The organism is Paraburkholderia sp. CNPSo 3076 (assembly GCF_026343935.1).
Taxonomy (GTDB): Bacteria; Pseudomonadota; Gammaproteobacteria; order Burkholderiales; family Burkholderiaceae; genus Paraburkholderia; species Paraburkholderia nodosa.
On sequence record NZ_JAPMAL010000002.1, the window covers coordinates 163592 to 175842 of the forward strand.

The 12251-nt window shown below is 64.9% G+C and carries 11 protein-coding genes; 1 reads left to right on the forward strand and 10 read right to left on the reverse strand.

Annotated elements, in window-relative coordinates; genetic code table 11:
* Nucleotides 1–166: 166 nt before the first annotated feature.
* The 7 genes from bamB to ndk all read right to left on the reverse strand — a co-directional run bounded on the left by bamB (nt 167) and on the right by ndk (nt 8115).
* Complete coding sequence (gene bamB, locus M3A49_RS03065; RefSeq protein WP_266227430.1) at nt 167–1312, reverse strand: outer membrane protein assembly factor BamB; 1146 nt, start codon at nt 1310–1312, stop codon at nt 167–169.
* A gap of 87 nt (nt 1313–1399) precedes the next feature.
* A complete protein-coding gene (locus M3A49_RS03070; RefSeq protein WP_028204134.1) occupies nt 1400–2029 on the reverse strand; it encodes a YfgM family protein in 630 nt (209 codons plus the stop codon).
* A 107-nt stretch (nt 2030–2136) separates the two neighbouring features.
* A complete protein-coding gene (gene hisS / locus M3A49_RS03075; protein WP_266227431.1) occupies nt 2137–3474 on the reverse strand; it encodes a histidine--tRNA ligase in 1338 nt (445 codons plus the stop codon).
* Between the two features lie 96 nt (nt 3475–3570).
* A complete protein-coding gene (gene ispG, locus M3A49_RS03080; protein ID WP_266227432.1) occupies nt 3571–4890 on the reverse strand; it encodes a flavodoxin-dependent (E)-4-hydroxy-3-methylbut-2-enyl-diphosphate synthase in 1320 nt (439 codons plus the stop codon).
* Nucleotides 4891–5002: 112 nt separating this feature from the next.
* A complete protein-coding gene (locus M3A49_RS03085; RefSeq protein WP_266227433.1) occupies nt 5003–6178 on the reverse strand; it encodes a helix-turn-helix domain-containing protein in 1176 nt (391 codons plus the stop codon).
* Nucleotides 6179–6378: 200 nt separating this feature from the next.
* Entirely contained in the window at nt 6379–7542 is a 1164-nt protein-coding gene (gene rlmN / locus M3A49_RS03090) for a 23S rRNA (adenine(2503)-C(2))-methyltransferase RlmN (RefSeq protein WP_266227434.1), read from the reverse strand.
* A gap of 147 nt (nt 7543–7689) precedes the next feature.
* On the reverse strand, nt 7690–8115 hold the full coding sequence (gene ndk / locus M3A49_RS03095) for a nucleoside-diphosphate kinase (RefSeq protein ID WP_028204139.1): 426 nt from the start codon (nt 8113–8115) through the stop codon (nt 7690–7692).
* Between the two features lie 304 nt (nt 8116–8419).
* Between ndk and M3A49_RS03100 the strand changes: the two genes are divergently transcribed.
* A complete protein-coding gene (locus M3A49_RS03100) occupies nt 8420–9118 on the forward strand; it encodes a Bax inhibitor-1/YccA family protein (RefSeq protein WP_266227435.1) in 699 nt (232 codons plus the stop codon).
* A gap of 123 nt (nt 9119–9241) precedes the next feature.
* On the opposite strand, the gene M3A49_RS03105 is transcribed toward M3A49_RS03100, so the two are convergent.
* From M3A49_RS03105 to dapA, 3 genes are all read right to left on the reverse strand, one after another.
* A complete protein-coding gene (locus tag M3A49_RS03105; RefSeq protein ID WP_266227436.1) occupies nt 9242–10018 on the reverse strand; it encodes an MBL fold metallo-hydrolase in 777 nt (258 codons plus the stop codon).
* An 11-nt stretch (nt 10019–10029) separates the two neighbouring features.
* On the reverse strand, nt 10030–11169 hold the full coding sequence (gene bamC, locus M3A49_RS03110) for an outer membrane protein assembly factor BamC (protein ID WP_266227437.1): 1140 nt from the start codon (nt 11167–11169) through the stop codon (nt 10030–10032).
* Nucleotides 11170–11305: 136 nt separating this feature from the next.
* Nucleotides 11306–12211 (reverse strand): 4-hydroxy-tetrahydrodipicolinate synthase, encoded by a 906-nt coding sequence (dapA, locus tag M3A49_RS03115; protein WP_266227438.1) that lies wholly within the window; start codon nt 12209–12211, stop codon nt 11306–11308.
* Between the last annotated feature and the right edge of the window lie 40 nt (nt 12212–12251).

Sequence of the window (12251 nt, forward strand, 5' to 3'; positions counted from 1 at the left end):
AACGGCCGTGTGGCGGTAACGGTAAATGGCGGGGTCGTGAACGCCGCCGTCCCAAAATGCGCATGGCCGGCTTGAGCCGGCCAGCTGGCAAGGCATTGGAACCTGCCGGCTCCAGCGCCACTTGCAACTGCATGCATCAGAGCGCCGCGCGTGAGGCGCCCGACGCTCAATGCGGACGCAGACCGTACAGGTCACCGTCCTTCGTCTGCACGACCAGCGTGTTGCCAGCGAGCACCGGCGCGGCCATGATCGGGCTGCCGTCGGTCTTCACGCGCGAGACGAAGCTGCCGTCGTCGAGCGAGAGGAAATGCACGTAGCCCTCAAAATCGCCGAGCACGACCGCGTGGCCCAGCATAGCGGGCACACTCACGTCGCGGCTCTTGAGCTTCTCGTTCGTCCAGGTCGGCTCGCCCGTCGAAACGCTGAAGGCCTTGACGACCGACCAGTCGTCGCCGCCAACCACTGTGGTTTCATCCTGAGCGATGCCGCTCGTGCTCGAGAACGCCTTTTGCCACATCGGACGACCGGAATTGGCGTCGAAGCAGCCAAGCTGACCCTGGAACGTGACCGCACAGGTCGTCGCGCCGACCAGCGTGGGCGGGCCGCTCACGTCGTTGATGCGCTCGACTTCCGTCACGCCCTTCGGGTACGAGACCGGCGTTTCCCAGAAGGCGTCGCCGCTCTGCAGGTTGATCGCCGCGAACGAGCCGCCCGGGAAACCGGCCAGCACGGCCTGCTCGCCCGCGAACGTCATGCCTGCCGAAACGCGCAGGTTCAGCGGCACGGCGCGGTTGCGGTAGAGCCACTTCTGCTCGCCCGTCTGGCCGTTGAAGGCGACGATCTGGCCGTCGATCGTGCGCACGATCACGAGGCCGTTGCCGACGAGCGGCGGCGAGATGATCTCGCCCGGCGCCTTGGCCTGCCACGAGAGCTTGCCGTTCGAGTCGAGCACGTAGACGTCGCCCTTCAGGCCGCCGACGGCCGTGAGATTACCATCGCTGCCCACGCCCGCCGAGAGGTCGTCCTTGAGCTTGGTGCGCCAGACGTCCTTGCCCGATGCGGCATCGATCTTCGCGACCGAGCCGTTCTCGCCCGCCGCGTAGACGGCGTCGCCCACGGCGACCGGCGCGAACAGATAGCGGCCCGCCTTGCCGACACTCGACTTCCACACCTGCTGGACGTCCAGCGCCGGCTTGAATTCGGTCAGCGGCACCGGCACGCGGCGCACGTCTTTCGTCGATGAGCAGGCTGCGAGAGCCAGGACGGTCATCGCGAGAGCGACGGGCACAACGGTTCGTTTCAGCAGATTCATCGGTGAACGACGCATGAATGAAGTTGGTTTGAATGGTTTCGCAATGCTGCGCGCACGCTCGGCACGCTGCGCAATCTAGCCGGCCACTTAGCCGCCGAGCGCATCCAGCTTGAACTGGATCAGCTGACGCTCGGAAGCGTCGCTCTTCGGCAGGCTGTCGAGGGCCAGCTTGTACGCCGCGCGCGCGTCGTCGCGCTTGCCGGCCGCGGCCAGCAGATCGCCACGACCATCGGCCACGATGCCCTTGAACGGACCCGAATCGGGTTGCGGAATCAGCGCGAGGCCCTGATCGTAGGCCTTTTCGTCGAGCAGGAGCGAAGCGAGACGCAGCTTCGCGATCTGCCGGAATTCGTCGTCCTTCGCGTGGTCGGCGGCCCATTGCAGCTGCGCCTTCGCGCCGGCCGTGTCGCCCGCCATATAGAGTGCCTTGGCCACGCCGAGCGCCGTCATCTGCGCGTACGCCGTGCCGCCGAAGCGATCTTCCATGTCGGACGCCACGCGCGTGAGCATGGCCTTGTCGCTGCTGTTCGCGGCTTGCTGCACCTGGTCGTACAGCACGGCGGCCTCGGCCGCCTGGCGGCGCTGCCAGAAGTTCCAGCCGTTCCACGCTGCGAGCGCGAGCAGAACGATCAGCACGACCCACGTAGCGGCGTTACCCCACTGCCCCCACCATGCCTTGAAGCTCTCGATCGATTCCTGTTCGTCGTGGTAACTCATCGCGTAGCGATTCCTCGTTTATTCTGAAGCCTGTTTTCGAATGCGCAGCGACCTGGGCGGCCCCACCTGGGCGGCCCCACCTAGGCGGCCCCACCTAGGCGGCCCCATCAATCGTCGCCGTCTTCGGCGGATGCAACCATCGCATTGATCAGATATTCGGTCAAGTCCTCAAGCGCTACCGTTTGTTGCTCGCTGCGGGCCTCCGCGGCCGTGCCGCGCAGTGCCTTCACACCGGCCTCGCCCCTCGCGACTTCGTCCTCGCCGAGTACCACGGCAAAGGCCGCGCCGCTGGCATCCGCGCGCTTCATCTGCGACTTGAAGCTCGCGCTCTGGCCGTCGGCGCTGCAATGCAAGATTACGTCGAGGCCCGTATCGCGCAGACGCTCCGCCACGATAAACGCCTTCTCACGCGCGGCTTCGCCCTGGTGGACAACGTAGACATCGCAACCATCTTCTTCCGGCACAAGGTCTTCTTCCTTGAGCAGTTCGAGAATGCGCTCGATGCCCATGGCCCAGCCGCACGCAGCCGTCGGCTTGCCGCCCAGCTGCTCGATCAGCGGATCGTAACGGCCGCCCGCCGCGACGGTGCCCTGCGCGCCGAGCTTGTCGGTCACCCATTCGAACACGGTCAGATTGTAGTAATCGAGACCGCGCACGAGACGCGGGTTGATCTTGAACGGAATGTTGTTCGACTTGAGAATGCGCTGCAGCCCGTCGAAGTGCGCGCGCGAGCCCTCGCCGATGAAGTCGATCAGCTTCGGCGCCTTGTCCGCGATCTCCTGCAGCGCGGGATTCTTTGTGTCGAGCACGCGCAGCGGGTTCGTGTAGAGGCGGCGCTTGCCGTCTTCGTCGAGCAGATCGACGTGCTGCTCCAGATACTTGATGAGCTCGACGCGATGCGCCGCACGCTCTTCGGCCACGCCGAGCGAGTTGATCTCGAGCTTGATGCCGGTGAGGCCGAGATCGTCCCAGAGGCGTTGGCACATCAGGATGATTTCAGCGTCCGCATCCGGGCCCGCGAAACCGAGCGCCTCGACGCCGACCTGATGGAACTGGCGATAGCGGCCGCGCTGCGGACGCTCGTGACGGAACATCGGGCCGATGTACCACAGGCGCTTCGGACCGTCGTAGAGCATGTTGTGCTCGATCGACGCGCGCACGGCAGCCGCCGTGCCTTCCGGGCGCAGCGTGAGGTTCTCGCCGTTGAGCGCATCGGTGAAGCTGTACATCTCCTTCTCGACGATGTCGGTTACTTCGCCGATGCCGCGCGTGAACAGTTGCGTATGTTCGACGATCGGCGTGCGGATATTTTGATAGCCGTACGAACGAAGCAGCGACTTCACCGTGGATTCGAAGAATTCCCACAGCCCTGCCTCCTGCGGCAGGATGTCGTTCATGCCCTTCACGCCCGGGAGCTTTTCGGGCTTGCGTTTTTGTTCAGTCATTGTGTTGCGAATTGGCTTTATGCGGTTGTGCGTATCGAGCTACAAGCGGGCTACAAGCGGGCTACATGCGAACTACGAGCGGATCAACCCGTTTGCTCAGTTCGTCGCTTCGGCCTTGCCGTACTTGCGCGCGACGTACTCGCTCACGATCTGCTGGAATTCTTCGGCGATGTGCTCGCCGCGCAGCGTCTTCACCTTCTCGCCGTCGATGAAGACCGGCGCCGCGGGGTTCTCCCCCGAGCCCGGCAGGCTGATGCCGATGTTCGCGTGCTTCGACTCGCCCGGGCCGTTCACGATGCAACCCATCACGGCGACGTTCATCGTCTCGACGCCCGGATACTCGTCGCGCCACAGCGGCATCTGCGCACGCAGGTAGCCCTGGATCTGCGAAGCCAGTTCCTGGAACAGCGTGCTGGTCGTGCGTCCGCAGCCGGGGCACGCGATGACCATCGGCGTGAACGAGCGCAGGCCCATGGTCTGCAGGATTTCCTGGCCGACCACGACTTCGCCCGTACGCGCACCGCCCGGTTCCGGCGTGAGCGAGATGCGGATCGTGTCGCCGATGCCCTGCTGGAGCAGCACGGAAAGCGCCGCCGTCGAAGCGACGATGCCTTTCGAGCCCATGCCCGCTTCCGTGAGCCCCAGGTGCAGCGCGAAATCGCAACGCTTCGCGAGTTCCTGGTAGACGGCGATCAGGTCCTGCACGCCGCTCACCTTGCACGACAGGATGATCTTGTCGCGGCCCAGGCCGAGTTCGACCGCGCGTTCCGCCGAGCCGATGGCCGACTGAATGAGCGCTTCGTACATCACGCTTTGCGCTTCCCACGGCGCCTTGCGCGCGCCGTTCTCGTCCATCATGCGCGCGAGCAGGTCCTGGTCGAGGCTGCCCCAGTTCACGCCGATACGCACCGGCTTGTCGTACTTGATGGCCGCTTCGATCATCTGCGCGTATTGCGTGTCGCGCTTCGCGCCCTGGCCCACGTTGCCCGGGTTGATACGGTACTTCGACAGCGATTCGGCGCAGGCAGGATAGTCGCGCAGCAGCAAATGGCCGTTGTAGTGGAAGTCGCCGACGAGCGGCACCATCACGCCCATGCGGTCGAGCTGCTCGCGGATATGCGGCACGGCCGCCGCCGCTTCCGGCGTGTTGACCGTGATACGCACGAGCTCCGAACCCGCCTGCGCGAGTTCCTTGATCTGGATCGCGGTGCCGATGGGGTCCGCGGTGTCGGTGTTGGTCATCGACTGCACGCGCACCGGCGCGTCGCCGCCGATCGTCACCAGCTGGCCGCCCCAGCGCACATGCACGGCATGCGACTTGCGGCGCGGCGCGTGGCCGCCGAGGACCGGCTCGTTCGAGCAGATCTGACTGTTGCTGGTCGAGGATTGCGTTTCGCTTTGCATCGAAAAACCCATTTACGCCTCACGCGCACTATCGCTGGCTAGCCGGCGGCGGTACTGCGTGAATTGAAAAAGCGTCGCGGCCGGCAATGAGACTTGCCTGGCCGCGACGCATGCCATGTCCTGATCAGGGCAGCACGAAGCGCGCAACATTGCCACGCGCCGACGCGTACTTCGACGTGTCGACCGGCTGGCCGTCGATGGTCATCGACTCGATGCCGGCCTTGTTGCCCACGGTGACCTTGAGCGGCTCGGTGCCCGTGATCTCACGCGCGTCGCTGCCGTGGATCAGGCCCGAGAATACTTCCTTGCCATCCTTCTGGCGCACGCTGACCCAGGTGTCCTGCGTCACGCGGATCGCGAACGTCGAGGTGTCAGCGCCGTTGTCGGCTGCCGCAGCCTGCGCTGCGGCCGGCGCGCTCGCCGCCTGGGCGCGCGTAGCGCTGGCCGCGTTGGCAACGGCCGCCGCCGGCGCGGTGCTTGCAGCGGCGGGCTTCGCGGCCTGGGGCGCCGGCTGCGTCGCTTGAGGCGCCGGTTGCGTAGCTTGCGGCGCTGCTTGCGGTGCGCTCGCTGCAGCGCCTTGATCGGGCGCCGCGTTGGCGTTGTCGCCAGCGTCGTTTGCGTCACCAGCCTGAGGCGCAGCGGACTGATCCGCACCCTGGGCGGCCGATGTATCTGCGCTGCCGGTCGCCACGCCCTGCGTCACCGTGGGCGACGACGCGCCCGTCTGCACGCTCGCGCCGTTCGCCATTGCCTTCAGGCGCGCAAACCAGGCCGACGATTCGCCACTGTTCGTGTGCCACATGGAAATCGCGAGCACCGCGATCACGATGATCGCCACGCCCCACAGCCACGAGGCGCGGCGACGCGGAGCCCGCGCGCCACTGCCGCCGAGCGAGAGCGAAACGCGGCCGCGCGGCAGATCGGAGCCCGCCGAAGCCGGCATCGACAGATCCGGCTGCGCCATGCCGCGCTCGCGGCGCAGCGCCTGCGTGAACGGCGCGGAATCGGTACCGAGCAGCTTCGCGTAGGCGCGCACCACGCCGAGCGCGAACGTCGTGTCCGGCAGATGGCTGATATCGCCCGCTTCGAGTTCGCGCAGCTTCGACACCGACACCTTCAGGCGCGCCGAGACGTCTTCGATCGCCCAACCCTTGGCCTCGCGCAGCTGCGCAAGACGCGCGCCGGCCGCGGCCAGCGTGTCGGGCACTGCCTGCACCGGAGAAGGTGTGGCGCCCGGCACCGAACGACCTGCGTTGCTGTCAGTTCCGTCTGTCCCGAAAGGGTGCTGCGGCTCGCTCATCCCAAGTCCTTGCGTCGATTCTTTTCAATACTGGAACCGGTTGGGCGCGTCCCGCCCCGCCTCTACCCGATTCGCAGACCGTTTATAACAAAATGCGCGGCCAGTGTGCCGCTTCCGATCGCTTCTGCAACGTTTCTTTTACTACCGCCTACGGCCGCGCGTTTTCCCCGCACGCCGCCGTCGGCCCTCCTGATGCCGGTTCAGTGCTGAACCGGCCGTACTTCGATGACCTTGCCCGCGGCGCGGCCCGTGCGCTCAGCAAGCCGCGTGCGGTCCTTCACCTCGCCGGCGAGCTGCCCGCAGGCTGCGTCGATGTCGTCGCCGCGCGTCTTGCGCACGGTTGTGACGACGCCTGCATCCATCAGAATCTGCGCAAAGCGCTTGATCTGGTCCGATTTCGAGCGCAACAGGCCCGACTCGGGGAACGGATTGAACGGGATCAGATTGAATTTGCACGGCACGTCACGCGTCACGGCGAGCAACTGCCGTGCGTGCTCTTCCGTGTCGTTGACGCCGTCGAGCATGCAGTACTCGAACGTGATGAAGTCGCGCGGTGCGACTTCCAGGTAACGCTGGCACGCCGCCATCAACTCGCGCAGCGGGTACTTGCGGTTGAGCGGCACGAGTTCGTCGCGCAGCGCGTCGTTCGGCGCGTGCAAGGAGACGGCGAGCGCCACGGGCAGTTCGGCCCCGAGACGATCCATCATCGGCACGACGCCCGACGTAGAAAGCGTGACGCGCCGGCGCGACAGGCCGTAGGCGTTGTCGTCGAGCATCAGGCGCATGGCGGGCACGACCGCGTCGTAGTTCAGAAGCGGCTCGCCCATGCCCATCATCACGACGTTCGTGATGACGCGTTCGCCCTTGCCGTCACCGCCGGTCGCGCGCCCGCCCGCCTCGCCCAGAAGCGAGGCGCGCAGGGCGAATTCCGACATGCGCAGCTGGCCGATGATCTCGGCGGTGGTGAGATTGCGTGAAAAACCTTGCTTGCCGGTGGAGCAAAACCGGCAGTTGACCGCGCATCCCGCCTGCGAGGACACGCACAGCGTGCCGCGGTTGTCTTCGGGGATGAACACGGTTTCGACCGCGTTGCCGTTGCCGACGTCCACGAGCCATTTGCGCGTGCCGTCGGAGGAAACGTTGTCGCTGATGATGCCGGGCATGCCGATGATGGCGCGCCCTTTGAGCTTCTCGCGCAGCGACTTGGCGAGATCCGTCATGCCGTCGAAGTCGGCGGCGTTGTACTGATGGATCCAGCGCTGAAGCTGTTTGGCGCGAAACGGCTTCTCGCCCAGGCTCTCGCAATAGGCGACGAGCCCTTGGGCGTCGAGATCGAGAAGGTTGACGGTGGAACTGCTCGTCATGTCGAATCCTGCCATTTCAGTGCGAGAGCGCGCTCACCGCCCGCGCTGCCCGCCTGCCTGCGCACTTGCGCGGCATCGGGAACTGGACGGTGAGCGTCATCGCCGTTCGCGACCCTATGCTACTACTGCAGTCTGCTCGCGCCTTGCTTAGCGCGAGTAGACGTTGACTTGCGGGAAGAAGAACGCGATTTCCACGGCAGCCGTTTCAGCGGCGTCCGAGCCGTGCACGGCGTTCGCGTCGATGCTGTCGGCGAAGTCGGCGCGGATCGTGCCCTTTTCAGCCTTCTTCGGATCGGTCGCGCCCATCAGTTCGCGGTTCTTCAGGATGGCGTTCTCGCCTTCCAGCGCCTGCACCATCACCGGGCCCGAGACCATGAAGTCCACGAGGTCCTTGAAGAACGGACGCGCTGCGTGAACAGCATAGAACTTCTCTGCGTCGGCGCGCGACAGGTGAACCATGCGAGCGGCAATGATCTTCAGACCAGCGTTTTCGAAGCGGCTGTAGATCTGGCCGATCACGTTCTTTGCCACTGCGTCCGGCTTGATAATCGACAGGGTGCGTTCGATCGCCATAAAAACTCCAAAAAATTAAGAGGTTACAGATTCAAATGAATCCGCAATTGTAGCATGTTCCCATGTATGATTGCGATTGAACCCTCATAGCCCGGCAAACTGGGGCAAATGAGCGCAAGCCGGGCACAAGCACCGCGCTGCCGTACTTTTCAGAGAAGCTTAAGATTGGCGGCATACGCTGTGCAAACATAACGGAAACTGTGTGGCAACCCGTTGAAACTCTGGGTCGGCGCACTTATCTTATGGGGGAGCGGACCGCGCACCTGCGCGCCCCTCACCCACGCGTCTCACGCAAGGAGAAAGCATGAACGAGTATCCCTATAACTTCGGCCGCGGCGGCAGCGTCACCTCGGCGGAGACTCGCAACCGCGTGCTGCGCAACACCTATTGGCTGCTCGCGCTGTCGATGGTGCCGACGGTGCTCGGCGCGTGGGTGGGCGTCGCGACCGGCTTCTCGCTTTTTGCTGCTACCAGCCCGGCCATGAGCCTGCTCGCGTTCTTCGCGATCGCCTTCGGCTTCATGTTCGCCATCGAGCGCACCAAGAACAGCTCGGTGGGCGTGTTCGTGCTGCTCGGCTTCACGTTCTTCATGGGCCTGATGCTCTCGCGCCTGCTGTCGTTCGTCCTCGGCTTTTCGAATGGCCCGCAGCTCATCATGCTCGCGTTCGGCGGCACCGGCATCATTTTCACCGCCATGGCCACCATCGCCACGGTCAGCAAGCGCGACTTCTCGGGCCTCGGCAAGTGGCTCTTCATGGGCGTGATCGTGATCCTGCTGGCCGGCATCGCGAACATGTTCCTGCAGTTGCCCGCGCTGATGCTCACGGTTTCGGTGCTTGCCATCGCGATCTTCTCGGCCTACATGCTGTTCGACGTGCAGCGCGTCGTGAACGGCGGCGAGACGAACTACATCTCGGCCACGCTCGCGATCTATCTGGATCTGTATAACGTGTTCACGAACCTGCTCGCCATCCTCGGCATCTTCGGCGGCAACCGTAACTAAAGCGTAACCACACTCTGACGGGGCCGAATCGAGAGATTCCGGCTTCATCAAGCAAAAAGCCGATGACTTTCGTCATGGGCTTTTTTTTCGTCTATTCGCTTGGCTGTCGCACGGGCGCGGGATTCAGAGCGCGATCCAGTCGACACCCTCGGCTTGCGAAGCGACCCCGATTTCCGTCGCGGCGTTGCCCAGAACCGCGGCCATCGCCGCTCGCGCAAGCTCCGGTGTGTTGTTCTGCTGGCTCAGGTGCGCAGCGACCAAATGCCGCAGCCTCGCCCGATCGAGTCCGGCGAGGATGCCGCCGGCCGCCTCGTTGTTCAGGTGACCATGCGACCCGCCGATACGCGCCTTGAGCGAAGCCGGATAGCGGCTCGTCGCGAGCATCTCGAGGTCGTGGTTGCATTCGAGCACCAGTGCGTCACAACCGCTCAGCACATTGCTGATATGCGAGGTCGACTCGCCGACGTCGGTCAGCACGCCAAGCCGGCTCTCGCCGTCGCTGAACACGAACTGCAGCGGCTCGCGCGCGTCGTGCGGCACCGTGTAAGGCAACACGCCGAGTTCGCCGATCTCGACCGTCTCGTCGCCCCACAAGACGTTGAGCTCGACGCCGGCGTCGTCGTCGGCGCCCACGGCCTGCGCCGTACCCCAGCTCATGTAAAGCGGAATCGACCAGCGGCGCGCCAGCGTGAGCGCGCTGCCGATGTGATCGCTGTGTTCGTGGGTGATGAGAATCGCGGTGAGCGCGTCGGCGGCCAGCCCCGCGCGGGCGAGGCGCCGCTCGACTTCCTTCGCTGAGAATCCGCAGTCGAGCAGCACGCGCGTGGGCGTCGTGCCGCTGCCTGCTTCTACGACCAGTGCGTTGCCCTCGCTGCCGCTGCCGAGGCTCGCAAATCGCATATCAGCGCACGTCAGTTCAGCTGCGCGTGGAGCGCGGAGACGATGCGCTGGGCGTCCGACGAGGTGTCGACGCGGCCGCTCTGGTCGACCACGGCAACCTGGGTCGAATTGCCCGTCGAGCGCACCGCCACGACGTATTCCGGACCCTGATCCTTCGTGGCCTTCTTCGGGTTGTAGAAAAGCTTGCCGAGCAGGCCATCGCCCTTGAGCTCCTGCATCGAATCGGCGTAGCGCACGTAGTAGAGGCCCTTTTCGCGGTCGCGGTTGTCGACCGTGAAGTTCGTGCGATCGAGCGCGAGGCCCACGCGCAGCCACGCGGTGTCGAACGCTTCGGGCAGGTCCAGCGTCGTGCCTTCAGGACCGGCAGCGACCTTGACGCCGGCCGTCGATGGGCGCGCATCGGTCAGCAGTTCCTTGGACTGCGCGTCAGTCAGGCCGAACTTCTGCATGATCTTGGCCAGGAACGCGGCTTCGAGTGCCGGGTCGCGCGGACGCTCGACCCACTTCGACCCCGTCTTGTCCTGGCCCGTCAGCACTTCTTCCATGGCGTTATGCGTGACGGAAATGTCCGTTTGACCGTCCGGGCCACGCGAAACCAGCACGCGGAAACGGTCGCGCGTGCCCGACGAGTACGCGAAGTCGATCACGCGGCCGATCGTACGGCGGAACCAGTCGTCCGGAATGTTGGCGCGGTTCTCGGCCCAGTCGGTCGTCATGATGCCCGTGGACGGCGAGTCGGTCGTCAGCGTGAAGCCATTTTCCGTCCAGAATTCCTGCAACTGCGGCCAGACGTCGTCAGGCGAGCGGCCGTCCACCACGAGCCAGCGGCGGTCGCCGTCGCGCTCCACGTGCATGCCGAACGGATCCTGCGCATCAGGCACGCCGAGTGTGGCGTTGCCGGCCGGCGTGACCGTGCGCTGAGCGGAGCCGCCAAGCGTAATCGTGGGCGGCGGCGCGACGTACTTCTGGTCGTTCGGCGCCGATGACAGATCCTGCGGCACATTCAGCGGCGGCGCGGTCGGCGTGTCCTTGTAGTTGACGCGATCGGACGCGAACATGTCGTTCAGCGACTCGCAGCCTGCGAGCGAGCCGAGTGCAAGCGCCAGCACCGCCATGCGGGTTGCGTGGAGGGAAAAAGCGGAACGTTTCATGTGGGCCTTCGTGATACGGGAACGCTAAGCCTTGCTCTGCGAGACGGTGGGTCCGGGGTCGGTCCGAGGTCTATCAGTGATTGGGCGGGTGGGCCGTGGCGGCGTCGGTTGAAAAATCGGCGGCTGGCTGATTGGATCAGCCAGCCAGACCGGCTTCGCGCAGCGCGGCGCGCACCACGTCGTAGTAGCGCGCGTCGAGCGGCGTGAGCGGCAGTCGGATGCCGCCTTCGATGCGGCCGAGTTCCTGCAGCGCCCACTTCACCGGAATCGGATTCGATTCGATGAACAGGTTCTTGTGCAGCGACAACAGCTTCATATGGATCGCGCGCGCCGTTTTCGCGTCGCCGGCGAGCGCGGCCTTGCACAGGTCGCTCATCTGGCGCGGCGCAACGTTCGCGGTCACCGAAATATTGCCGTGTCCGCCGAGCAGCATCAGCGCGATCGCCGTGGGATCGTCGCCGCTGAAAATCTTGAAGCCCTTCGGCGCATGCTTGATGAGGTGTGCGGCGCGGTCGATGTTACCCGTCGCCTCCTTCACCGCGATGATGCCGGGCACTTCGGCCAGACGCAGGATGGTCTCGTTCGCCATGTCCGCGACCGTACGGCCCGGCACGTTGTAGAGGATGACCGGCAGGTCCACGTCCTCCGCGATCTTCGCGAAGTGACGGTACATGCCTTCCTGGGTCGGCTTGTTGTAATAGGGCACGACCTGGAGCGACGCCTGTGCGCCCACTTCCTTCGCGTGCTTCGTGAGTTCGATGGCCTCGGCGGTGGAATTGCCGCCGGCGCCCGCGATGATCGGCATACGGCCAGCGGCGTGCTCGACCGCCGTCTTGATCATCAGGATGTGTTCTTCGACGTCCAGCGTGGCGGACTCCCCGCTCGTACCGACGACGACGAGGGCATCCGTCCCCTCTTCCACGTGCCAGTCGATCAGTTTGCGGAATGCCGACAGGTCGAGACTGCCGTCCTCGTGCATGGGGGTGACGATCGCGGGAATGCTGCCTTGCAGCGTAATGCCGTCCTGAGTGCCGTTAGCCATGAAACGCCAGAAAAATGAGTCGGTTAAACCGCGATTGTAG